General features: G+C 65.9%; 20 protein-coding genes. 9 read left to right on the top strand and 11 right to left on the bottom strand.

Translation table 11 applies throughout. From position 1 onward, the window contains the following. Positions 1-39: 39 nt before the first annotated feature. Positions 40-339, bottom strand: a complete 300-nt coding sequence (locus tag H5V43_RS16755) for a hypothetical protein (RefSeq protein ID WP_157009792.1) — start codon at positions 337-339, stop codon at positions 40-42. A gap of 210 nt (positions 340-549) precedes the next feature. On the opposite strand from H5V43_RS16755, the gene H5V43_RS16760 reads away from it, so the two are divergent. Then, positions 550-1,182 carry a class I SAM-dependent methyltransferase gene (locus tag H5V43_RS16760; RefSeq protein WP_025548508.1) on the top strand — a complete coding sequence of 211 codons (633 nt, stop codon included), beginning with the start codon at positions 550-552 and terminating at the stop codon, positions 1,180-1,182. Between the two features lie 76 nt (positions 1,183-1,258). Here H5V43_RS16760 and H5V43_RS16765 read toward each other — a convergent pair whose 3' ends face one another. The 3 genes from H5V43_RS16765 to cysD all read right to left on the bottom strand — a co-directional run bounded on the left by H5V43_RS16765 (position 1,259) and on the right by cysD (position 4,939). Continuing rightward, positions 1,259-2,008, bottom strand: a complete 750-nt coding sequence (locus H5V43_RS16765) for a 3'(2'),5'-bisphosphate nucleotidase CysQ (RefSeq protein ID WP_044660974.1) — start codon at positions 2,006-2,008, stop codon at positions 1,259-1,261. Between the two features lie 2 nt (positions 2,009-2,010). Continuing rightward, complete coding sequence (gene cysN / locus H5V43_RS16770; RefSeq protein ID WP_193666847.1) at positions 2,011-3,924, bottom strand: sulfate adenylyltransferase subunit CysN; 1,914 nt, start codon at positions 3,922-3,924, stop codon at positions 2,011-2,013. A gap of 103 nt (positions 3,925-4,027) precedes the next feature. Continuing rightward, positions 4,028-4,939 carry a sulfate adenylyltransferase subunit CysD gene (gene cysD / locus H5V43_RS16775; protein WP_025548510.1) on the bottom strand — a complete coding sequence of 304 codons (912 nt, stop codon included), beginning with the start codon at positions 4,937-4,939 and terminating at the stop codon, positions 4,028-4,030. Positions 4,940-5,023: 84 nt separating this feature from the next. On the opposite strand from cysD, the gene H5V43_RS16780 reads away from it, so the two are divergent. Continuing rightward, the gene (locus tag H5V43_RS16780; RefSeq protein ID WP_025548512.1) at positions 5,024-6,112 is read left to right on the top strand and encodes a helix-turn-helix transcriptional regulator; all 1,089 of its coding nucleotides are present in this window, start codon (positions 5,024-5,026) and stop codon (positions 6,110-6,112) included. A 74-nt stretch (positions 6,113-6,186) separates the two neighbouring features. Here H5V43_RS16780 and H5V43_RS16785 read toward each other — a convergent pair whose 3' ends face one another. The 3 genes from H5V43_RS16785 to H5V43_RS16795 form a co-directional block, all read right to left on the bottom strand. Continuing rightward, positions 6,187-6,399 carry a hypothetical protein gene (locus H5V43_RS16785; protein ID WP_025548513.1) on the bottom strand — a complete coding sequence of 71 codons (213 nt, stop codon included), beginning with the start codon at positions 6,397-6,399 and terminating at the stop codon, positions 6,187-6,189. Continuing rightward, the gene (gene hemN, locus H5V43_RS16790; protein ID WP_025548514.1) at positions 6,389-7,696 is read right to left on the bottom strand and encodes an oxygen-independent coproporphyrinogen III oxidase; all 1,308 of its coding nucleotides are present in this window, start codon (positions 7,694-7,696) and stop codon (positions 6,389-6,391) included. The genes H5V43_RS16785 and hemN overlap by 11 nt, the downstream gene beginning before the upstream one ends. A 476-nt stretch (positions 7,697-8,172) precedes the next feature. After that, positions 8,173-10,899 carry a TonB-dependent receptor gene (locus H5V43_RS16795; RefSeq protein WP_025548516.1) on the bottom strand — a complete coding sequence of 909 codons (2,727 nt, stop codon included), beginning with the start codon at positions 10,897-10,899 and terminating at the stop codon, positions 8,173-8,175. Positions 10,900-11,189: 290 nt separating this feature from the next. On the opposite strand from H5V43_RS16795, the gene H5V43_RS16800 reads away from it, so the two are divergent. Genes H5V43_RS16800 through H5V43_RS16820 form a run of 5 tightly spaced genes read left to right on the top strand, consistent with a single transcriptional unit; the run spans position 11,190 to position 17,283 of the window. Further along, entirely contained in the window at positions 11,190-12,920 is a 1,731-nt protein-coding gene (locus tag H5V43_RS16800) for an IlvD/Edd family dehydratase (RefSeq protein WP_244309862.1), read from the top strand. After that, the gene (locus H5V43_RS16805; RefSeq protein WP_025550076.1) at positions 12,920-13,771 is read left to right on the top strand and encodes an SMP-30/gluconolactonase/LRE family protein; all 852 of its coding nucleotides are present in this window, start codon (positions 12,920-12,922) and stop codon (positions 13,769-13,771) included. The genes H5V43_RS16800 and H5V43_RS16805 overlap by 1 nt, the downstream gene beginning before the upstream one ends. 19 nt (positions 13,772-13,790) lie before the next feature. Beyond that, positions 13,791-14,927 carry an aldose epimerase family protein gene (locus H5V43_RS16810; protein ID WP_025550077.1) on the top strand — a complete coding sequence of 379 codons (1,137 nt, stop codon included), beginning with the start codon at positions 13,791-13,793 and terminating at the stop codon, positions 14,925-14,927. A 13-nt stretch (positions 14,928-14,940) separates the two neighbouring features. After that, positions 14,941-16,074 (top strand): cellulase family glycosylhydrolase, encoded by a 1,134-nt coding sequence (locus tag H5V43_RS16815; RefSeq protein ID WP_025550078.1) that lies wholly within the window; start codon positions 14,941-14,943, stop codon positions 16,072-16,074. Between the two features lie 30 nt (positions 16,075-16,104). After that, positions 16,105-17,283, top strand: a complete 1,179-nt coding sequence (locus tag H5V43_RS16820; protein WP_025550079.1) for an SGNH/GDSL hydrolase family protein — start codon at positions 16,105-16,107, stop codon at positions 17,281-17,283. Positions 17,284-17,308: 25 nt separating this feature from the next. On the opposite strand, the gene H5V43_RS16825 is transcribed toward H5V43_RS16820, so the two are convergent. Genes H5V43_RS16825 through H5V43_RS16840 form a run of 4 tightly spaced genes read right to left on the bottom strand, consistent with a single transcriptional unit; the run spans position 17,309 to position 21,424 of the window. Beyond that, positions 17,309-18,346: a glycoside hydrolase family 43 protein gene (locus tag H5V43_RS16825; RefSeq protein ID WP_025550080.1), complete on the bottom strand. Its 1,038-nt coding sequence runs from the start codon at positions 18,344-18,346 to the stop codon at positions 17,309-17,311. Then, positions 18,343-18,978: a 2-dehydro-3-deoxy-6-phosphogalactonate aldolase gene (locus tag H5V43_RS16830; RefSeq protein ID WP_025550081.1), complete on the bottom strand. Its 636-nt coding sequence runs from the start codon at positions 18,976-18,978 to the stop codon at positions 18,343-18,345. The genes H5V43_RS16825 and H5V43_RS16830 overlap by 4 nt, the downstream gene beginning before the upstream one ends. Further along, positions 18,975-19,847, bottom strand: coding sequence for a 2-dehydro-3-deoxygalactonokinase (locus tag H5V43_RS16835; RefSeq protein ID WP_025550082.1), 873 nt, complete (start codon positions 19,845-19,847; stop codon positions 18,975-18,977). The genes H5V43_RS16830 and H5V43_RS16835 overlap by 4 nt, the downstream gene beginning before the upstream one ends. Next, complete coding sequence (locus H5V43_RS16840) at positions 19,844-21,424, bottom strand: sodium:solute symporter family transporter (protein WP_025550083.1); 1,581 nt, start codon at positions 21,422-21,424, stop codon at positions 19,844-19,846. Before H5V43_RS16840 ends, H5V43_RS16835 begins: the two co-directional genes overlap by 4 nt. 231 nt (positions 21,425-21,655) lie before the next feature. On the opposite strand from H5V43_RS16840, the gene H5V43_RS16845 reads away from it, so the two are divergent. Both H5V43_RS16845 and H5V43_RS16850 read left to right on the top strand, forming a co-directional pair. After that, complete coding sequence (locus H5V43_RS16845; RefSeq protein WP_052816733.1) at positions 21,656-22,663, top strand: family 43 glycosylhydrolase; 1,008 nt, start codon at positions 21,656-21,658, stop codon at positions 22,661-22,663. 191 nt (positions 22,664-22,854) lie between these two features. After that, positions 22,855-23,583, top strand: coding sequence for a FadR/GntR family transcriptional regulator (locus tag H5V43_RS16850; RefSeq protein ID WP_226870331.1), 729 nt, complete (start codon positions 22,855-22,857; stop codon positions 23,581-23,583). Positions 23,584-23,587: the final 4 nt, after the last annotated feature.

Below are 23,587 nucleotides of genomic sequence, written 5' to 3' on the forward strand. Positions count from 1 at the left end.
CCTGCCTGGACGGCGTCCTGCTTCACCGAGGGGTCGGTCCTAACGACGGGTCAGGCGGCGGCGGTTCTTGCCCACGGCCTTGCGATAATGGGCGGTGGAAGCGTGCATGACCGAAAGCGGCGTCGTGCCGAGCGCGCCGGTCATCGCCTTCCACTGCAGCAGGGCGGCGGCTTCGATCTTCTCCGCCACCATCTTCTGCGCCTCCAGCGCCGCCGCCGGATTGCCGGCCAGCAGCCGGGGCAGGCGAAGGCCGATCACCATCGCCGCCTCCAGGCCGAGGCTCCAATAGCCCAGCGCCACGCTCATCGGGTCCACCTGCCGCATGTCGATTGTCTCCATTGCCTTCCGGCGATGACGCCCGAGTCCTTAAAGTCGATCCCCGCGATAGCGCAATGGTGCGCGCTGTCACCCTTCTTCCGCCGGGCGGCGGCCGGTTCCTGATCCATGTAAGGCGGTTTTCGAGGAACCCGCCTCCGATCCCATGGGTTTTCCGGGCAAGCTTCGATGCGCGGGCATTGCGGCATCACAGGACGGGAGAGTGAAGAAATCGTGGCGACATCGTTCGAAGACAGGGTGGCGCGGGGCGCATGGGGCGCCGCCGAGGGCCGCGGTCCGGAATATCTGGCTCTCGCCTTTCGGGAGTTCTTCAGGAATCCGATGGCGGTCGGCTCCGCCTTTCCCGCTTCGCGCTATCTGGTCGAGCGCATGCTGTCCCCCATCGACTGGGGCCGGATGGATTGCGTGGTCGAATATGGGCCGGGCACGGGCATTTTCACCCGCGCGCTGCTGGACCGGCTGCCGGGCCATGCGCGGTTGCTGGCCATCGACACCAGCGCGGGCTTCATCGATCATCTGCGCGAGGCGACGCCCGACAGGCGGCTGATCGCCGTTACCGGTTCCGCCGATGCCGTGCGCGCCATCATGGCCGATCATGGGCTGGACGAGGCGGATTGCATCCTGTCGGGCCTGCCCTTCTCCACTCTGGCGCCGGACCGGGCGGAGCGGCTGATGGAGGCGAGCGCGCGGGCGCTGGCGCCGGATGGACGGTTCCTTGCCTATCAGATGCGGAAGGCCGTGCACCCCCTGCTGGAGCGGCGGTTCGAGACGGTCGGGACGGGTTTCGAATGGCGCAATGTGCCGCCATGCCATCTTTACTGGGCGGCGCGTCCGTTCAGGGGATAACGGGCGGGACACCCGCCTGCGGGAGAGGGGGAATTCCGGCCCCCTCCCGCCATTTCGTCCTTTTGCGGCGGGGACTTCAGTTGCCGGTGGGGGCCAGACCGGCGATCAGGTCCAGCACCTGGCGCGCATGGTCCTTCCGGCAGATGAGCAGGTCCGGCAGATAGACGTCCTCCCGGTTGTAGATGAGCGGCGATCCGTCGAGGCGGCTGCAATGGAGGCCATGGGCGAGGGCGACGGCGACCGGGGCGCAGCTGTCCCATTCATATTGGCCGCCCGAATGGAGATAGATGTCGGCCTGTCCCAGGATCACCGCCATCGCCTTTGCGCCCGCGCTGCCCATGGGGACGAGTTCGGCGTCCAGCCTTTCCGCGACGGCGACCGCTTCGGCGGCGGGGCGGGTGCGGCTGATCACCATGCGCAGCTTTTCCGGTGCGGGCGGAATGGGGCGCGGCTGGTCGGTGCGCAGCACGATGCCGCCGTCGAGGCCGGGCAGCGCCACCGCGCCCACCGTCGCCGCGCCGTCCACCGACAGGCCGACATGCACCGCCCAGTCGGCGCGTTCCTCCCCATATTCGCGCGTGCCGTCGACCGGATCGACGATCCAGACGCGCGACTTGCCGAGGCGGGAGCCGTCGCACTTCATCTCCTCCGACAGCAGGCCGTCCTCCGGGCGCTGTTCGCGCAGGGCATGGACCAGGAACTGGTTGGCGGTCTGGTCGCCCGCCTTGCCCAGCGCCCCGGCGCTGAACAGGCCGCTGTCGCGCACCGTGAGCAGCAGGCGCCCCGCAATGTCGGCCAGATGGGCGGCGAGATCGGCGTCGGTCATGCTCATGGGATCAGCCTCGCGATGATGGCTTCGGCCGCTTCTTCGGCGGTCATGGCGGTGGTGTCGATCCGGATTTCCGGATCTTCGGGCGCTTCATAGGGGCTGTCGATGCCGGTGAAATTCTTGAGCTCGCCGGACCGCGCCTTGCGGTAGAGGCCCTTGACGTCGCGCGCCTCCGCATCGGCGAGGGGGGTGTCGATATGCACTTCGATGAACTCGCCCGGCTTCATCATCTGGCGCACCATCTCTCGTTCCGCCCGGAAGGGCGAGATGAAGGCGGTGATGACGATCAGGCCGGCGTCGGTCATGAGCTTCGCCACCTCGCCCACGCGGCGGATATTCTCCACCCGGTCGGCGTCGGTGAAGCCCAGATCCTTGTTCAGCCCATGGCGCACATTGTCGCCGTCGAGCAGGAAGGTGTGGCGGTTCATCCGCGCCAGCTTCTTTTCGACAAGGTTGGCGATGGTCGACTTGCCCGCGCCGGAAAGCCCGGTGAACCACAGCACGGCGGGCTTCTGGTTTTTGAGGCCCGCATGGAATTCGCGGGTGACGTCGGTCGCCTGCCAATGGACGTTCTGCGCGCGGCGAAGCGAGAAGTGCAGCATGCCTGCCGCCACGGTGGCGTTGGTGATCTTGTCGATCAGGATGAAGCCGCCCAAGGTCCGGTTCGTCTCATAGGGTTCGAACACGATCTGGCGGTCGGTGGACAGGTTGGCGACGCCGATGGCGTTCAGCTCCAGCGTCTTGGCCGCCAGATGCTCCATCGTGTTGACGTTGACCTGATATTTGGGCTGCTGGATCGTGGCGGTGACGGTCTGCGTGCCGATCTTCAGCCAATAGGGGCGGCCGGGCAGCATTTCCTCATCCGCCATCCAGACGATGGTCGCCTCGAACTGGTCGGCGGCCTGGGGCGGATTGTCGGACGCGGCGATCACGTCGCCGCGCGAGCAGTCGACCTCATCTGTGAAGCAGAGCGTGACGGACTGGCCGGCGACGGCTTCGTCCAGGTCGCTATCCAGCGTCACGATGCGGCTGACGGTGCTGGTCTTGCCCGACGGCAGGACGCGGATGGCGTCGCCCTTGCGCACCGTGCCGGTGGCGATCTGGCCGGAAAAGCCGCGGAAATCGAGATTGGGGCGGTTGACCCACTGCACCGCCATGCGGAAGGGCTTGAGCTGGTCGGAGACCTGATCGACCTCGACCGTTTCCAGATGCTCGATCAGCGCAGGCCCCTTGTACCAGGGGGTGTTTGCCGACGGGCCGGTGATATTGTCGCCCTTGAAGCCGGAAATGGGCATGGCCGTGAAGGCCTTGATGCCGATGCTATGGGCGAAATCGGTATAATCCTTGACGATGCCGTCATAGACCGCCTGGTCATAGTCGACCAGGTCCATCTTGTTGATGGCGAGGACGATGTTCCTGATGCCAATGAGGTGCGCCAGATAGCTGTGGCGGCGGGTCTGCGTCAGCACGCCCTTGCGCGCGTCGATCAGGATGACGGCAAGGTCGGCGGTGGACGCGCCGGTCACCATGTTGCGGGTGTACTGCTCATGGCCGGGCGTGTCGGCGACGATGAACTTGCGCTTTTCCGTGGCGAAGAAGCGGTAGGCGACGTCGATGGTGATGCCCTGTTCCCGCTCTGCGGCGAGGCCGTCGACGAGGAGGGCGAAGTCGATTTCCTGTCCCTGGGTGCCGACGCGCTTGCTGTCCGCTTCCAGCGCGGCGAGCTGATCCTCGAAGATCATCTTGCTGTCATAGAGCAGGCGGCCGATCAGCGTCGACTTGCCGTCGTCCACCGACCCGCAGGTGATGAAGCGCAGCATCGTCTTGTGCTGGTGCACCTCCAGATACTGGTCGATGTCCTCCGCGATGAGGGCGTCGGTCTTGTAGATGGGTTCGTCGAGCGTGTCGGTCATCTCGTTCCAGTCCCGTTCGCCCTGAGCTTGTCGAAGGGCATTTCTTCTTGAAGATAAAAGTGGAGGGCTTCGACAAGCTCAGCCCGAACGGAGGAGAGGTGGGCTAGAAATACCCCTCCTGCTTCTTCTTCTCCATGCCCGCGCCGCCCGCATCCTTGTCGATGGCGCGGCCCTGCCGTTCCGATGTGGTGGTCAGCAGCGTTTCCTGGATGACCTCCGGCAAGGTCTTCGCCTCGCTCTCGACCGCGCCGGTCAGCGGGTAGCAGCCCAGGGTGCGGAAGCGGATCGAGCGCATCACCGGCTCCTCGCCCGGCTTCAGCGGGAAGCGCTCATCGTCGACCATCAGCAGCATGCCGTCGCGCTCCACCGTCGGGCGTTCCTCCGCGAAATAAAGCGGCACGATGGGGACGTCGTTCAGGTGGATATATTGCCAGATGTCCAGCTCGGTCCAGTTGCTGATCGGGAAGACGCGGATGCTCTCGCCCTTGTTCTTGCGGGCGTTGTAGAGGTTCCACAGTTCCGGGCGCTGGTTCTTGGGGTCCCAGCCGTGCGACGCCGTGCGGAAGGAGAAGATGCGTTCCTTCGCCCGGCTCTTTTCCTCGTCGCGGCGGGCGCCGCCGAAGGCCGCGTCGAAGCCGTAGAGGTTGAGCGCCTGCTTCAGCCCCTCCGTCTTCCACATGTCGGTGTGCAGCGGGCCGTGGTCGAACGGGTTGATGCCGCGTTCCTGCGCTTCGGGATTTTGATAGACGAGCAGTTCCATGCCCGATTCCCGCGCCATGCGGTCGCGCAGCTCGTACATCGCCCTGAATTTCCAGGTGGTGTCGACGTGCAGCAGCGGGAAGGGCGGCGGCGAGGGGTAGAAGGCCTTGCGCGCCAGATGCAGCATCACGGCCGAGTCCTTGCCCACGCTGTACAGCATCACCGGCTTTTCGGCCTCCGCCACCACTTCGCGCAGTATGTGGATGCTTTCCGCCTCCAGACGCTCCAAATGCGTCAGCCTTTTCGAATCGATCATGTTCACCGCCTTGTTTCGTGACTGCCTGATGGCAGAAGTGGCGAAGCTCTGGACCTCCCATATGGGAGGATATACATATTAGCCATGCGACTGGACGACGGCGGATTATTGGCGGCTCTCCATGAGGGTATGTTCGAGCAACCCCTTTGGCACGGGTTCCTCGACAGGCTGCGCGCGCGGTCGGGGGCCGCCTATGCCAGCCTGGCCTTCCGCCCGGTGGATGAGGAGCGGATCGTCGAACTCTATGCCGGGCCGCCGACGCCGCTGCATCTCGACCGGCTGTTCAACCAGAAATATGGGCGCGATCCATTGCCCTACCGGCGGATGCGGGAGGCGCGGGTCTATACGCTGGACGAACTGCTCGACCCCGGCGACAGGGTGCAGCAAGGCTATCGCGCCGAGTTTCTGGAGCCGCTGGGCATCACCAACATGCGTTCGGTCCGCGTCACCGAGCCGAGCGGCATGGACGCCTGGCTGAGCTGCGCGGGGGGGCGGGAAGTGGGGTCGGGCGTCGGCGCGCTGCTGACCGCGCTGGTGCCGCATCTGCGCATCGCATTGCGCAGCTTCGTCGCGTTCGAGCGGGAGAAGTTCCGTTCCTCGGTCAATTCGGAGGCGTTCGGGCGGCTCAATTTCGGCTGGCTGACGCTGGACGCCCAGTGCCGCATCGTCGACATGACGCCGCATCTGGAGCAGCTTTTCCAGCGGTCGCGGCTGTTGCGCCGGGGGCGTTATGACCGGCTGACGCCGGCTTCCCCGGCGGTCGACCGGGAACTGACCGCCTTGGTCAAGAGCTTCGCGGCGGATCGGGATGCGCGGCCGAGGGCGATCAACCTGAGCCGCGATCCGTTGATGGACATGCTGGTGCGGCCGATCCAGGACCGGTCGCTGTCCGCCCAGTCGGCGCCCGTCGCCATCGCCTATATCAGCGGGGACCGCTGGTCGCAGGCGGACCGGTGCGACCAGCTGGTCGACCTGTTCGGCCTGTCGCCCAGCGAGGCGCGGCTGGCCTGGGCCATCGCGCAGGGCATGTCGATCAGCGAGGCGGCCGCCGATCTGGGGCTGACGGTGGAGACGGCGCGGAATTATTCGAAGAAGATCTACGCCAAGACGGGGGCGCGGGGGCAGGCGGAACTGGTGCGCTATATTCTGACGAGCGTGCTGGCCCTGGCCTGAATTTGTTCGGCTTTGGCTGGCGGTTGCCATTGAGCGGTCCGTGCTCCTGCCTTCGCGGGAGCATGGAATCCGCTTTATTGGCGGGTTTCGCGAATCTTCTTCCGGTCGCAGGGGATAAAATGACAGGGGGCGTTCTTGTCGTCCGGATTGGCGGGCTTGCGCTGCCAGGGGGGCGTCCAGCCCGGCGGCGCGGAGCCGCAATACCAGGGGTTCGGCATGGCGGCGGCGGGCGCATGGACTGTCGTCAGCGGGATGACGGCCAGCAGGGCCAGCGCGCTAGACCGCATGGCTGAAGCGCTTTTCCGCCGGTTCCAGCCAGGCGTCGAAGCAGGCGGCGATGCTGCGCGCATAGGGCAGCGCGTCCCGTGTCAGCGCCACCCGGCCCTCGCTGACGCGGACAAGGCCCAGTTCCTCGAAGCGGCTGAAATCGGGCATGGGATGGGCGGTGCCGACATGCGCCTCGCCCTGGCAGAGCAGGGCCTCGATGATGCGGCCGCGGCGGCGGTCCTCCGGCGTGCGGAGCGTGCCGCGCGTGGCGGATAATCGGCCCGCATCGGCCAGCGCGCGCCAGGGACCGGCCTGTTTCTCATTCTGGACGATGAGGTCGGGGAACTGGCTGATCGCGCTGGCGCCCAGACCCAGCAATATCTCCGCCGGGTCGTCGGTGAAGCCCTGGAAATTGCGGCGCAGTCGGCCTTCGCGGGCGGCGCGGGCCATGCCGTCTTCGGGCAGGGCGAAATGGTCGAAGCCGATGGCGGCATAACCAGCGCCGGTCAGCGTCCCATGGCCCTGCGCCGCCATGGCGAAGCGGGCGGCGAGATCGGGCAGGTCGCTGGCGTCGATGCGGCGCTGGCGGGGCAGCAGCCGGGGCATATGGGCATAGCCGAACAGGGCGATGCGGGCGGGCCGCATGGCGATGGCGGCCTCCAGCGTGGCAGCCAAATCATCCGGCGTCTGGTCGGGCAGGCCGTACATCAGGTCGAAACCCGTCGCGATGCCGGCGGCGCGAAGCTGGTCGACGGCGCGCTCCACCATGTCGAGCGGCTGGATGCGGCCGATCCGCGCCTGGACATGCGGGGTGAAGGTCTGGACGCCGAGATTCGCCCGGTCGACGCCCATGGCGGCCATGGTCGCGATCCATGGCCCATCGAGGCGGCGGGGATCGAGTTCGACCGACAGTTCGGCATGATGCGCATCGAAGCAGAGCAGCAATTGCTGGAGCAGCCGGACGAAATCGACCAGCGGCAGGCTGTTGGGGCTGCCGCCGCCGAAGGCGATGCGCTGCACCCGGCCCTTGCCGTTCAGCCGGGCGGCGACGGTCGCAATCTCCCGCTCCAGCGATTCGACATAGGCGGTGAGGCGCTGGACGCGGTTCGCCGCGCCCGTGTTGCAACCGCAATACCAGCATATGTCGTGGCAATAGGGGATGTGGACGTAGAGCGAGAGCGGGTCGTTCCTTTCCACCCCGTCTAGCCGGGCGGCAAGCTCCGCCGCGCCGACATCGCCGCTGAACTGCGCGGCGGTGGGATAGCTGGTGTAGCGCGGCACGGGCCGGGCGAGCAGGTCGGGATGGTAGGTCCACATCATTTCCACTCAGGAACGCGCCGAATATCCTGCCGAAAGCCACGGATTTCCGCAGCATTCGGCTTGTCGCCGCGCTCTGTTCGCCAGCGCAGGGGATTTCGCGGCACGATGCGCGATGAACATGGCGATAGCTCCGTCGAAGAGATCTCTGACGCTTCAGCTGGTGTCGGCCACAAGCGTTGAAAGCCATGTAGCCCAATGATCGCCAGCGCGTCTTGATGTGTCTCAAAATCAACGGCGATACTTTGGGAAGCCTTCGTTTATGGACGGTGCGCGGCGGTCGGCATCACGCAGGGCAGGGACGGAGGTCCTACCTGACTATCGATCGGCGAATTCCACGGCAAAGGTGGACGGTGAAGTTGCGGCGCATGATCTGAAAAAAAGGGCGGAACGGCCATCGCCGTCCCGCCCGATCCGCCGGGGGCATTGGAGGGGTAGGGCGGCGTGCAGTCCGCCCCGCCCCCGGAAGGGTGGCGTCAATATTTCACGCGGACGCTCGCACCGTAGAACTTGTCATCGATGCGGATGTCGTGCGGGAAGGCCGGCGAGTCGAAATAGCTGTAATATTTGCCGCCGTTCACGTTCACGCCGTCCACCGTCACGGTGATGTTCGGCGTCACGTCATAGCCGACCGAAAAGTCGAGGCGGCCATTGGATTTGACCTTGTTGAACTGGCTGTCATAATCCGGGCTGGTAAGGGTGCCGGCGCCGAACAGCGACTCGTTGTAACCCGAGCGCCATGTATAGACGACGCGCGCGGTGATGCCGTACTTCTCGTAGAGCGCACCGGCGGTGTAGCTATATTTGGAGACGCCGAGCAGTTCCTTGCCTTCCAGCGGATCGCCGGGGGTCGTCACCTCGCTGTCAGCGAGGGTGAAGGTGCCCATCACGCCCAGGCCATCGAAACCTTCCGGCAGGAAGTCGAAGAAGGCCTGGCCCGCGACTTCGATGCCCTTGAGCTTGGAGGACCCGAGGTTGCGCGGCTGGGTGATCAGGTAGGTCTGGCCGTTGATGACCTGCACCGAGTTGGAGGGCGCGACGCGATCCTTCAGCTTGCGGTAATAGCCGGCGACCGAGACATAGCTGGACCGGCCGAAATAATATTCGGCGGTGACGTCGAAATTGTCGGACATCTGCGCCTTGAGGTCCGGGTTGCCGCCCGAGCCGGCCAGCCTGACGTTCGGGTTGCCACCGGGAGCCGCCAGCGACAGGCCGGGGTTGAGGTCGCCAAAGGTCGGCCGCGCGACGGTCTTGGCGTAGCTCGCGCGGAACTGCAGGTTCGGCGTGGCGCGGAAGCGGATGCTGGCGTTCGGAAGGGCGTAGAAGTCACGGGTGCCCCGGCTGATCGGATTGAACAGGTCGGTATTGTTCGGACCCGCGCCGATCACGCGCGAGGTGCCGTCCAGCGTGCGCTTGGTGTCGACCAGGCGAACGCCGACCAGGCCGTCGATCAACGAGGACCCGCCGAGGTCGATCTGATACTTGCCCTGAATGTAGGCCGCCCAGGTCTTCTCGGCCGCTTCATAGTTGCGCGTGGGGTCCCAGGCGGGATCGCCGGCGGGGGCGCCATAGAGTGCGCGCAGGTCATCCGTGTTGCTGAGCAGATAGTCCGGGTTCGGCGTGTACCAGTGGGCCCCGTTGTTGATGTACGGGATCGAGTCCGGCGAAAGCACCATGAAGTCCGACGGCAGGCCCACCGAGGAGACCAGCGTGGCGCGGTTCGCCCCAGGGAAGTTCGGACCGCCCGCAACCGCGCGGAACGTTCCGGTGCGGTCGGAATAGCGCAGGCCGACCTGGAACTGGCGCAGGAAATTGCTTTCGATGTCGAAGGCCGAGTCGAGCTTGAACGCATATTGGCGGCTGTTCGACTTGCTCAGATCCTGGAACAGCGAGTTCGCGAAGACGAAGCCGTCGGGATTGCCAAGCGGATCGCCCTGCATGACGGTGGTGCCGTGGCCGCCGTCATTGACGATGATGTCCACCGACGCGCCATGCTTGGCGGTGTCGACGATGATCGTGCGGTTCGCGTTCTTCGACTGGATGTAGCTGCCGTCGAAGACCAGATGCACCGTGTCGCTGTCCCATTTGAGACCGCCGCCGAACACATATTGGTCGGTGCGCTGCTTCTTCGCCTGGGTGCTGGTGAGCACGTCCACGCCGTTGAAGGTGGCCGACTTGCCAATGCAAAGATTTTCGATCCGGTTATTGGGGTTTTCTGCATCGGTCGTTGGAAAGCCCCCGGAATCGACCAGCCCGGAAAAGCAATCATTGCCTGCGACCGCATTGGTGATCGAACTGCCCGCAAACAGGTCCGAGAAGATGAAGTTCGTCGCGAAGGTCGAGCGATAGCCGGTGTAGAGGCCATCGAGATAGAATTGCAGTTCCGGCGTGATCTGCCACTGGAAGGCGGCGTTGACCTGCGGGCGGGTGTTGTGGCCGGTATCGGTCAGGCCGCCGACGCAGGTGGGCAGGACGATGTTCGCGGCGCCCGCCGGGCCATGGTTGCTCGACCGCGGATCGCAGTTGAAGGAGATCGGGCGGCTGAAATTGTTGCGCCCATAGGAAACATCGACCAGCAGGCCCATTTCGCCGTCGCCCGCATCCCAGCGGTTCGAGACGAGAAGACCGCCGGTATAGCTGGTCTCGCCGGAAATGTCGCCGCGATAGACGCGGCCGTTGGCGGCGACCGTGAAGCCCTTGCTGAAATTGAAGGGCTTCTGCAGCTTCATGTCGATGACGCCCGCGACGCCGCCTTCGATCAGATTGGCGGAGTTCGACTTGTAGACGTCGATGCCGCCGATCGCTTCGGCGGGCAGGTCCTGGAACGAAAAGCCACGGCCGACGCCGGTGAAGATCTCCCGCCCGTCCAGCGTGGTCAATATGTCCCCGATGCCGCGAATGATCGGATTCTGGATTTCGTTGTTGAAGCCGTTCTGCACCTGCACGCCCGCGATGCGCTGAAGCGCGGAGGCGACCGAGGTGTCGGGCAGCTTGCCGATGTCCTCCGCCACGATCGAGTCGACGACGAGGTCGGAATTCCTCTTCACATTGCGCGCGGCTTCAAGGCTGGCGCGTTGGCCGGTGACGATGATGTCGGCGCTATCGTCGGCCGGCGCGGCCGCGTCCTGCGCATGGGCCGGTATGCCGGCGAAGATCGCCAGTGCGGAAGACGTCCAGATAAGTGAGCGGGCGATACGGTTCATGGTCCTCCCCTTCGAACAGCAGCTCGGCCCTGTGTTGGGCCTTGGTGGGGCTCATAACCCTCGCGGTCTGATCGGACAAGACATATTTGTAGGATAAATAGGTTGCCTGTATGAAAAGCCGATGGTAGCGGCATCCTTAACATTCCCGAGAGATGCTGCTTTGCGTGGCGAGCGGCCGAATCGGGTAAAATGGATGGGAGGCGAACATTTCTTCTGCTGATGAGGGCAAGATCGAACCGGCCCTGAAGCTGCGCTCACGCGCATGGTTCGATGATCCCAGCCATCCTGACATGACGGCGCTCTATCTGGAGCGCTATCTGAACTACGGCCTTTCGATCGAGGAGATGCAGTCGGGCCGACCAATCATCGGCATCGCCCAGTCGGGCAGCGATCTGGTGCCGTGCAACCGCCATCATCTGGTCCTTGCGGAACGGATCAAGGCGGGCATCCGGGACGCGGGCGGCATTCCGATCGAATTTCCCAGCCATCCGTTGCAGGAAACCGGCAAGCGGCCGACGGCGGGCCTTGACCGCAACCTGGCCTATATCAGCCTGGTCGAGCTGCTCTACGGCTATCCGCTGGACGGCGTGGTGCTGACCATTGGCTGCGACAAGACCACGCCCTCCGCGCTGATGGCGGCGGCGACGGTGAACATTCCCGCGATCGCGCTGTCGGTCGGTCCGATGCTCAACGGCTGGCATGAGGGGAAGCGCACCGGCGCGGGCACCATCATCTGGAAAGCGCGCGAGATGCTGGCGAAGGGGGAGCTGGACTATCAGGGCTTCCTGAAGCTGGTCGCATCGGGTTCGCCATCGACCGGTTATTGCAACACGATGGGCACGGCGACGACGATGAACTCGCTGGCCGAAGCGCTGGGCATGTCGCTGCCCGGATCGGCGGCGATCCCCGCGCCCTATCGCGACCGGCAGGAATGCGCCTGGGAGACGGGACGCGCCATCGTCGAGATGGTGAAGGCCGACCGCAAGCCCTCCGACATCCTCACCCGCCCGGCTTTCCTCAATGCGATCCGGGTGAATTCGGCCATTGGCGGGTCGACCAACGCGCCGATCCACCTCAACGCCATCGCCCGCCATGTCGGCGTCGAACTGACGCTGGAGGATTGGGAGGCGCAGGGGGCGGACGTGCCGCTGCTGGTCAATCTCCAGCCCGCCGGCGAATATCTGGGCGAGGATTATTACCGCGCGGGCGGCGTGCCCGCCGTGATGGGCGAATTGTTCAAGGCGGGCCTGATCGACGGCGATGCTCTGACCGCCAATGGCCGCACCGTCGCGGAGAATCTGGCGGGCGCGAAAATCCATGACGAGGATGTGATCCGGCCGTTCGGGCGTCCGCTGAAGCAGGCGGCCGGGCTCACCGTACTCAGCGGCAATCTGTTCGAGGGCGCCGTGATGAAGCTGTCGGTGATCTCCGAGGAGTTCCGTAGCCGCTATCTCTCCGATCCCGAGCATCCCGACAGGTTCGAGGGTCGGGTGGTCGTGTTCGACGGGCCGGAGGATTATCACCGGCGCATCGACGATCCGGACCTTGGCATTGACGAAAATTGCATCCTCGTCATTCGCGGGGCTGGGCCGGTCGGCTATCCGGGCGGCGCCGAAGTGGTGAACATGCGTCCGCCCACAGCGTTGATCCGCGCCGGAATCCACGCCTTGCCCTGCATCGGCGACGGGCGGCAGTCCGGCACGTCGGGCAGCCCCTCCATCCTCAACGCCTCGCCGGAGGCGGCGGTGGGCGGGGGCCTCGCGCTGCTGCGCACGGGGGACCGGGTGCGCATCGACCTCAAGAACCGCAGCGCGGACATGCTGGTCGATGATGCGGAGATCGCCCGCCGGCGGGAGGAGCTTGCGGAGATCGAACGCGCCGTCACGCCCGAATCGCAGACGCCCTGGCAGGAAATCCAGCGCAGCCTGGTGGGCCAGTTCGCGACCGGCGCGATCCTGGAAGGTTCCGAAAAATATCAGCGCATCGCCCAGACGCGCGGATTGCCGAGAGACAGCCACTGATGGATCACGTGCGCGTCATCGCCCGCGACCGCGTGGATATTCTGGGCGAGGGGCTGTTCTGGTCGGTCCGCGACGGCGCGCTGCTGTGGACCGATATATTGGGCAAGCGGATCAACCGCCTGACGCCCGCCACCGGGCAGGTCGAGAGCTGGGAAGCGCCGGACGTCGTCGGCTGGATCATCGGGCGGGCCAGCGGCGGCTTCGTGGCCGGGATCGGCCGTTCGGTCGCCAGCGTGTCGCTCGATCCCTTTTCCTGCGAGACGCTGGCGACGATCCCCGGCGCGCCGGAGGCCAACCGCGTCAACGACGCCGCCGCCGATGCGCAGGGCCGCCTCTGGCTGGGCACCATGCCTTTTTCCTGCGACGTGCCGACAGGGGCGTTCCATCGTTTCGCGAAGGATTCGTTCACTCCCGCTGACGCCGCGCCCTATACGATTCCCAACGGTCCTGCGATCGATCCCGAGGGGCGCTTCCTGCTGCACACCGACAGCGCGATGGGCGTGATCTTCCGCTATCCGCTGGAGGATGGCCTGCTTGGCAGGCGCGAACCGTTCATCAGCTTCGAGGCGGGCTGGGGCGCGCCGGACGGGATGACCTTCGATGCCGAGGGGTATCTCTGGGTCGCGTGCTGGGGCGCTTCCTGTGTCACCCGTTTCGCGCCGGACGGCACGCCGGTCCGCCGCATCGCGCTGCCCGCGAGCCAGATCAGCAATTGCGTGTTCGGCGGCCCGGACCTCGACCGGATCTATGTCACGAGCGCCGCCGATGGCGTCGAGGAAGCGCAGGGCGGCGCGCTGTTCGAGATCGATCCGGGTTGCCGCGGGCTGGCCCCATTCCTGTATCAAGACTGAAGTTTCGAGAGGAGAGACGATGCTGAGGACCATGACCGCCGTCGCCCTGCTGGGCGCGGTGTCGACTTCCGCTTTGGCGGCCGAGGCCCGGCGCGAGACCTTCGGCCGAATGCCGGACGGCACGGCGGTAGAGGCGGTGACGCTCACCAACGCCAAGGGCATGTCGGTGCGCGTGATGACGCTGGGCGCGTCGATCCAGTCGGTGATGATGCCGGGCCGCGACGGCAAGGCCGTGGACATCGCGGTCGGCTATGACAGCCTGGAAGGCTATGCGAAGGACGGCCAGTTCTTCGGCGCGACGGTGGGCCGGGTCGCCAACCGCATCGCCAAGGGCCGATTCAGCCTCGACGGCAAGGCCTATGCGGTGCCGGTCAACAACGGTCCCAATTCGCTGCATGGCGGCACCAAGGGTTTCGACAAGGTCGTCTGGACCATCCGCGAGGTGAAGCAGGGCCGGAAATCCGGTGGAGTGGCCAGCGTCACCATGCGCTATGTCAGCCCCGACGGCGATCAGGGCTATCCCGGCACGCTGACCACCGACGCGACCTACACGCTGGATGAGCAGGGCAATCTGACGATCAGCTATACCGCGACGACCGACAGGCCGACCGTGGTCAACATTTCCAACCATGCCTATTGGAACCTCGCAGGGCCGGGCCGCACGGCGATGGATCATGTGCTGACCATCCCGGCGGATCGCTTCACGCCCACCGACGCGGCCTCCATTCCGCTTGGCCAGCACCGCAGCGTCGCGGGCACCGTGTTCGATTTCCGCCAGCCTACCCCGGTCGGCGCGCGTGTGCGCGAAGGCGCGGACGAACAGATCCGCTACGGGCGCGGTTATGACCATAATTGGGTGGTCGGTAACGCCGTCACCAAAGACCAGCATCTGATGGCCCGCGTCACCGAACCGGCGTCCGGCCGCGGCTTCGAACTCTGGTCGAACCAGCCGGGCCTGCAATTTTATTCGGGCAATTTCATGGACGGCACGATCGTCGGCAAGGGCGGGCAGATCTACCGCGAGGGCGACTCGCTGGTGTTCGAGCCGCAGCTTTTCCCGGATAGCCCGAACCAGCCGCAATTCCCGTCGGTCCGCCTCGATCCGGGCAAGACCTACCGGAATGTCATGACCTACAAATTCTTCGTCGCACAATAAGAGGGGACTGTTCGTGAAAGCTCTCACCACCTGCCTGCTGGCCTCCGTCGCCGCGCTGACCGCCATGCCCGCCGATGCGCGCCCGCAATGGACGCCTGTGGAAGCCAAGGCGTGGTATGCCAAGCAGCCCTGGCTGGTCGGTTCCAACTATGCGCCCGCCAACGCCATCAACCAACTTGAGATGTGGCAGGCGGAGACATGGGACCCGGTGCGCATCGATCACGAACTGGGCCTTGCGGAGGGCATCGGCATGAACACGATGCGCGTGTTCCTGCACGATCAGCTCTGGCAGCAGGATGCCGAGGGTTTCAGGAAGCGCATCGACCAGTTTCTGACGATCGCGGCGAAGCACAGGATCAAGCCGCTGTTCGTGCTGTTCGACAGTTGCTGGGACCCCAATCCGGTGCTGGGGCCGCAGCGCCCGCCCATCCCCGGCGTCCACAATTCCGGCTGGGTCCAGAGCCCCGGCCTGCCCGCGCTGCGCGACCCCGCGCAGGAACCGCGCCTGAAGGCCTATGTGCAGGGCGTCGTCGGCGCCTTCGCCAAGGACGACCGCGTGCTTGGCTGGGATCTGTGGAACGAGCCCGACAATGGCGCCGACCAGTATAAGGGCCAGGAAGGCAAGCAGCCCCTGGTCCTGGCGCTGCTCACCAAAGTCTATGGCTGGGCGCGCGACGTGGACCCGACGCAGCCGCTCACCTCGGGCGTGTGGCAGCATGACGACTGGAAGACCGAAAGCGCGTTGACGCCGATGGAGAAGCTGCAACTCGGTCAGTCGGACGTGATCTCCTTCCACGACTATAACTGGCCGGAGAAATTCCAGGACCGCGTGAACCAGCTCAAGGTCTATGGCCGCCCGATCCTGTGCACCGAATATATGGCGCGGGGCAATGGCTCGACCTTCGACGGATCGCTGCCGATCGGCAAGCGCGAGAATGTGGCGATGATGAACTGGGGCTTCGTCGACGGCAGGACGCAGACCCGCCTGCCCTGGGACAGCTGGAAAAAACCCTATACGCAGGATGAGCCGACCATCTGGTTCCATGAGGTCTTCCGGAACGACGGCACGCCCTATCGCCAGGCCGAAACCGACCTGATACGTTCGCTGGCCAAGGCGCCCAAGGGCGTGGTGCCCGCGAAGAAATAAGCCGGTCAGCCGGTTCGAGGAGAGAGCTGCATGCGCACTGTCCCGCTATTGGCCGCTCTCTGCGGCCTTGCGCTGTCCGTTCCCGCCCATGCCGCGTCGGTGTGGGCAGGGGCATGGGGCTATGCTCCGGCCGACAGCGATGCGCGGGAGCCCGAACAGCCGCCCGGCACCTATCGGTACCGGGTAAGGCTGACGCAGGCGGGCGACGCCTTGCAGCTCAGTTTCAGCAATGCGGAGGGGGACAGGCCGCTGGCGATCGCGGCGGTCGGCATTGCCGAACCTTCGGCCGCCACCGGCACGGAGATCGGCGCCCATCCGCTCCGTCCGCTCACTTTCTCAGGCCAGTCGGGGATCGCGCTGCCCGAAGGACATACGGTCGTCAGCGATCCGCTGGCCGCGCCGTTCCGTGTCGGGCAGGACGTGATCGTCAGCGTCACCTTCACGACGCCGACGCGGCCGGCGCGCACCAATCTGGGGCTGGAGATGGCGTTCGCGCCCGCCGGGGCCGAGCCGCTATTCACGCCGATCAAGGTGCGATCCTATCTCTCGCTCGCGGCGGTGCGGGCAAAGCGGGCGCCCTGCACCGTGGTCGCCTTCGGGGATTCGATCACCGACGGCTTCCTTGGCCTTTCGCCGCAGACCCGCGGCTGGCCGGGCCGTCTGGCCGAGCGTCTGGCGGCGCTGCCCTCTGCCCGGCGCTGCGGCGTCGTCAACATGGGCATCAGCGGCAACCGCGTGCTGCGCCGGGGCCGGGCGACATCCGCGCTCGACCGCTTCTGGCGCGACGTGGCGAGCGTGCCCAACGTCACCCATGTAATCTTCCTGGAGGGCATAAACGACATCGGCGCGGGCAAGGACAGCGGTCCGGAGGCGACGGCGCCCGACCAGCTCGTCCAGGGCTATCGCCAGTTCGTGGCGCGGGCCCATGCGCTGGGCATCAGGGTGATCGGCGGGACCATGACGCCCGCGCTCCATGCGGGCTATATGTCGCCCGCCAAGGAGCGGACGCGGCAGGCGGTGAACGCCGCGATCCGGACCGGGGCGATTTTCGACGATGTCGTCGATTTCGACGCGGCGGTGCGCGATCCGGCCTCGCCCGCCGACCTGCGACCCGACTATGATCCGGGCGACCACCTCCACCCCAATGACGCGGGTCTGCGCGCCATGGGGGATGCGGTGAATCTTTCGGCGCTCCGCCCGGCAAACTGATCCGGGCGGAGAATCCACAGCTTCTTCACGGCTTTGGGGCTGCCACAGCTTCGCCCGCGCGCGAGGGCACAGGGAAGATCGGCATCCCGTCGCTGCTCCATTCCATGCGCTGCACGCGGGGGGAGCGGGCGGCGGTGCATTTCCGGTCCGCCCCGTCATTGGCGTGATAGACGATCCATGTCTGCCTGCCGCCATCGGTCGTGAAGAAGCCGTTATGGCCGGTCGCATAGACATTGTTCTGCGGCGCCTTGGCCAGCACCGGGCGCGGCGCCTTGGTCCAGCTTGCCGGGTTCATGGGATCGCTGCCGGGCCTGGCGTGAAGCAGGCCGAGCGCATAATCGTCCGACCAGCAGGCGCTGGCCGAATAGGTGAGGAACAGGTCGCCCTTGGGGCCGGGCAGAAATTCCGGGCCCTCCAATATCTGCCGCCCGCCCTGACGCTCGAACGGCTGGTCGGGGCGCGCGATCACCGTTTCGCCGGGGCCGAGCGTCCATGCATTGGTCATCGGTGCGATGGCGAGCACGCTGTCCGGCCCGTCATAGGCCGAATAGACGAAATAGCGCTGGCCGCCATGCTCGAACACGGTGCCGTCCAGCCCGGTCATGCGCGTGTTGACGCGCCCGCGATCGATCCATTCGCCTTTCAGCGGATCGGCGTTGGCATTTTCCAGCACGAAGACGCCGCGATGGGCGTCGTCATCATGCCCGGCCTCCGCGGCGGTGTAATAGACATACCATTTGCCGTCGAGCCGGTGCAGTTCCGGCGCCCAGATCGAGATCGCATTGGGGCCGCTGGCGGGCGGGGTCCAGATCACATGTTCGGGCGCGCCGGCCAGTTTCGCGAGATCGCCGGTCTGGCGGATGGCGATGCGGTCGCCCTTGGTCCCGAGGAAATAGAAGGTCGCGCCATGATGGACGATCCACGGATCAGGCCCGCTCGACAGCAGCGGATTGGCGAGCGTCGGGGCGGCCTGCTGCGTGCTGGCGGTGGCGCAGCCGCCAAGCGCCAGCAGGGCGGCCAGAGCCAGGGGAGCCAGCGTAAGGGGAGCGAAGGCGCGGATCATGAGCGGTCCTCCAGTCCGGCCCAGCCTTGCGCGAAGGCGCGGGCGCTGGCGGCGATCTCTTCCGTGGTGGCGCCTATGCGGTACAGCGCCGATCCCAGCCCGAAACCGTCCGCGCCTGCCTGACGCCAGGGTTCCATATTGGCCGGCGTGATGCCGCCAACGACCAAGAGCGGCACCTCTTTGGGCAGCACCGCCCGCTGCGCCTTGACCACGGCGGGGGTCGCCGCCTCCGCCGGGAACAGCTTGAGCCCGCTCGCGCCCGCCGCCAGCGCCGCAAAGGCTTCGCTGGGCGTGAAATAGCCGGGCAGCGAGACCATGCCGCGCTTGGCGGTCTCGGCAATGACGGCGATGTCGGTGTTGGGCGAAACCACCATCGCCCCGCCCGCATCCTGCACCTGCGCCACCTGATCGACGGTCAGCACGGTGCCCGCGCCGACGATGGCGGCATCCCCGACGCGGCGCGCCAGCCTTTCGATGCTGAGCAGCGGATCGGGCGAATTGAGCGGAACCTCTATCAGGCGGAAGCCCGCCTCGACCAGCGCGTCGGCGGCGGCCTCCACCTCATCGGGGCGGATGCCGCGCAGGATGGCGACCAGTGGGAGTTGGGAGAAGGCGTCGGAAAAATCGATCATGCTTTGATGTCCCAGATGCGGGTGATGCCGGCGACGAAGGAGGCATGGCTGTCGACGACGACAGCCTGTCCCCCGGCGATGGCGATGGCGGCGGAATAAAGTCGCGCAAGCAGGCCGTCGGCAAGCAGATGGACCTGCTGCCCCGGCTGCGTGATCCGTGCCCGGCAGTCGCTGCCGATCAGCAGGCCGCTGACATAGGCGGCCGCCGCGCCGGGCGCGCGTCTGCCCAGCACCGCCGCGGCGCGCACGCCGAACAGGGCGGAAAGCAGGTCCCGGTCGGCGCTGGCTTCGGCGCCCTTGCGGAAATCCGCATCCGCGTCGACCTCGCCGGTCATTTCGCTGCCGATCAGCGCATGGCCCTTGAGCAGCGCGAACATCTCGCCGGTCATGGCGGTGGTGAAGTCGGCAAGCGCGCTGTCCTTCATGAGCGCCCATTTGGCATGGGTGCCCGGCTGGCACAGCAGCGCGTCGCCGGGGGCCAGCCCCGCCGCGACAGCGCCCAGAAGCTGCACTTCCTCGCCGCGCATGACGTCCTGCCGCTCGTCGCCGTCGCGGCAGACGCCCGGCACTATGGCGACGCCTTCTGCGGGCGAGACGAGGCGCGCCGCAAGGTCCGCGAGCGAGGCCGGAACGGGTACATAGCCCGCATCATGCCATCCCCGGTTGGAGCCGACCATGCCCGCGAGCAGCATCGGCAGCCCGCCATGGCGCTCGCGCAGCCCCGCCACGGCGGCGGGAAAGCCGCCCGGCGGAACGGAGAGGATGCCCATATCGTCGCGCTCGGTGGCGACGACCTCGCCACCCTCGATCAGATAGGCGCGGCGGTTGGTCGTGCCCCAATCGACCGCGATGAACGCCGCGCCGCTCACCAGAACACCGCGTAGAGGACGCAAAGCACCAGAATCACCGCGATCGCTCCTGCATTGAACCCGGTCGAGGTGGCGTAGCGCACGTCGCCGGTCGCTATGCTGTCCTTGTCGCGCCGCGCCGGGGTCGCGAGGGAGACGGCGACCGCCAGCGCCAGCGCCGCGAGGAAGACCAGGCCCATGCGGTCGAGGAAGGGGACGCCCGGCGCCCAGAGCTTGAAGCCCCAGGACAGCGCCACCGATGCCACCGCCGCCGTGATCGCGCCCGGCTCATTGGCGCGCCGCCAGAACAGGCCGAGCAGGAAGATCACGGTGATGCCCGGCGTGAAGAAGCCGGTGAATTCCTGGATGAACTGGAACGCCTGCTCGCTGGAGCCGACCAGTGGCCGGGCGGTGAGGATGGCGATGAGGATCGCGATCGCGGCGGCGATGCGGCCCACCAGCACCAGATGGCGTTCCCGCCTTTCGCCGGGTTCCTCCATCCTGCGGAACTTCGCCCAGACGTCGAGCGTGAAGATGGTGGCGATCGAATTGATCTTCGAGGCGGTGGACGCGATGATCGCCGCCACCAGCGCCGCGAAGACGAGGCCCAGCAGGCCCGGCGGCAGCAGCCGCATCATCGTCGGATAGGCTTCGTCCGGCTTGGCGAGGTCGGGCGCCAGGACGACGGCGGCGATGCCCGGCAGCACGATGATGATCGGCATGATGAGCTTCAGGAAGGCCGCGAACAGCATGCCGCGCTGCGCCTCGTCCACCGACTTCGCCGCCAGCGCGCGCTGGATGATATATTGGTTGAAGCCCCAATAGCTGAGGTTCGCGATCCACATGCCGCCGATCAGCACCGAAAGGCCGGGCAGGTCCATATAATGCGGGTCGCCTTTCTGGAGGATCATGTGGAAATGGTCGGGCGCGCGTTCGACCAGGCGCGAGAAACCGGCGATGACGCCTGCGCCCCCGCCGATCTCGCCCAGCGTCAGCACGGCGATGACGAGGCCGCCCAGGACCAGCAGCGTCACCTGCACGATGTCGGTCAGCGCCACCGCCTTCAGCCCGCCGCGAAGCTGGTAGAGCAAGGCGAAGACGCCGAGCGCGACCAGCGCCACGTCCTGGTTCACGCCCGCCACCTTCATCACCGCGACCGATCCGAGCCAGATGATGCTGGTCAGGTTCACGAAGATGTAGAGGACCAGCCAGAATATCGCCATCAGCGTCCGGATGCCGTTGCCGTAGCGCCGCTCCAGGAATTGCGGCATGGTGTAGATCTCGTTGCGCAGGAAGATCGGCAGGAAGAATTTGCCGACGATCAGCAGCGTCGCCGCCGCCATCCATTCATAGGAAGCGATGGCGAGGCCGATGGCATAGCCCGAACCGGACATGCCGACGATCTGCTCCGCCGAGATGTTCGCCGCGATCAGCGAGGCGCCGATGGCCCACCAGGGCAGGTTCTTCGACGCCAGGAAATAGTCGGTCGAATTTTTCGGCCCGGCCCCCGCCTTGTCGCGGCTGACCCATTGCGCGAGGCCGAATATGCCGATCGCGTAGATCACGACCACGGTGATGTCGATCGTCGCCAGTCCCATCTCGTCTCCCCAATCTTCCAGCAACGGACGTGCCGGTCGCATGGCCGCGAATCGCGCGATCGGGCCTGCCGATCTGCTTCTTCATAAAACACATATTTATAATATCAATCTTGACAATATTTCGATGGAGAGGTCTATCTTCCGCCGGACAATCAAGGGAGACGGAAATTGGCTCGGGGCAAATCGCTTTTCGCGCTTGCTGCGGCATCGGCCGCCATCACGCTTTCATTCATGCAAATTCCCGCCGCAGCCCAGTCGAAACCGGTGCGCGCCGAGGTCGTGCCCGGCGCGCCTGAGACGCCATATGTCGATCCCGACAAGGCCTATCTCTTCGCCCACATGACCAAGGAGCGCTATGGCGTGCTCTATTATTCGGTCAGCCGGGACGGGCTGCACTGGGAGCAGATCAACGGTGGCAGGCCGGTGTCGGAGGATTATCACGGCCACGCCTCGATCGCGCGCGGGGGCGACGGGCGCTATTATCTGGTCGGCAACAAGAGCGACGAAGACCCCTATATCCGCTTCTGGGTCTCCGACGATCTGGTCGGTTGGAAACCCTATGGCACCTATCGTCCCGACCTGTCGAACATCCCCGGCCTGCCGCACGCCATGCAGCGGATCGGCGCGCCCAAGCTGTTCTTCGACAAGCCGTCGGGCCAGTTCCTGCTGACGTGGCACACCGCCACCGTCCCCGGCGTTCCCGAAGACCCGGAGCGTTATTGGGCGAGCCAGCGCACGCTCTACGTCCTCTCGCCCGATCTCAAGCGCTTCGCGAAGCCGCCGCGCCGCCTGTTCGACTGGGACATGGCGACGATCGACACCTTTATCCGGCCGGAGGCCGGTGGCAGCGCCTATTGCGCGATCGTGAAGGATGAGCGCTATCCCAGCTACAACTGGACCACCGGCAAGACGGTGCGCATCTCCTGCGCCAAGGACCTGCTTGGTCCCTATCCGCCGCCGGGACCGCCGGTCAGCCCCAATTTCCGCGAAGCGCCGACCGTGATCCGCGCACCGAACGGCGAGGATTGGCTGATGTACTATGAGCAATATGCGGGAACGAGCTATGGCCTGTCCAAGGCGCCGCGCCTGACGGGCCCCTGGTTCCAGGTCTCGGGCAATTCGGGCGTGCCGGAATGGAACCGTTATGAGATGCCGGCCGGACTGCGTCACGGCTCCATGGTCGAGATCAGCAAGGAGCAATATGATAGGCTGGTGAGGGCGTTTCCGAACCGCAGGTGAGAGGCGGCCGTGCTCGTGCCGCGCTCGCCTGCGGCACGATCCGGCCCATAGAGGTGCGCAAAGGGGCGTCCAATACCTGTCGGAATTATCATATGAATTGACTTATCATATGAAAGGACCTTGCCTGGGCTGGAGCGGGCATTAACATGGATTGCCATGACATCGGAGCGGGTAAGGACAAGGACAGCGTCTTGGCAGAGGCATCTCATCTCATCGTGGACGAACCGGCAGCGCAGCTTGGCCGCAATCTGACCTATGGCCTGCTGGACAGCATCGGCCGCGCCATCGTTACCGGCCGGTTCGACGATGTCGTCTTCCCCACCGAGGGGGAACTTGCCAAGCAGCATGGCGTCAGCCGCTCCGTCACGCGGGAAGCGGTCAAGATGCTCACCGCCAAGGGCCTGCTGAGCGCCCGCCCGCGCCAGGGCACGACCGTGCAGCCGACCTCCTCATGGAATCTGTTCGACACCGACGTGCTGCGCTGGATGCTGGAACGCCAGCTTTCGGTGAACCTGCTGCGCCAGTTCAACGAGCTGCGCGTGGCGGTGGAGCCGGAGGCGGCCGCCCTGGCCGCGCGAGTCGCGGGGGAGGACGATGTCAAGCGCATCGACGATGGCCTGCAGCGTATGCAGGCGGCGGAAAACGGGCTGGATGACCCGCTGGAAGCGGATATCGCTTTTCACGTCGCCGTGCTCCGCGCGTCGAAAAACCCCTTCTACATCCAGTTGCGGGATGTGGTGAGTACCGCGTTGCGCACCTCGATCCGCTTCACCAATCGTATCAAGGGCCGCACCGCCGACGTCGTCGAGCATGCCAAGGTGCGCGATGCCATCGTCCTGCACGATCCCGACGGGGCGCGGATCGCCATGCGGCGGATCATTGGCGATGTGCTCCTCCTTATCGAGGATCGGTTGCCCTAGACCA

Source organism: Sphingobium fuliginis (assembly GCF_015074805.1).
In the GTDB taxonomy this organism is placed as follows: domain Bacteria; phylum Pseudomonadota; class Alphaproteobacteria; order Sphingomonadales; family Sphingomonadaceae; genus Sphingobium; species Sphingobium fuliginis.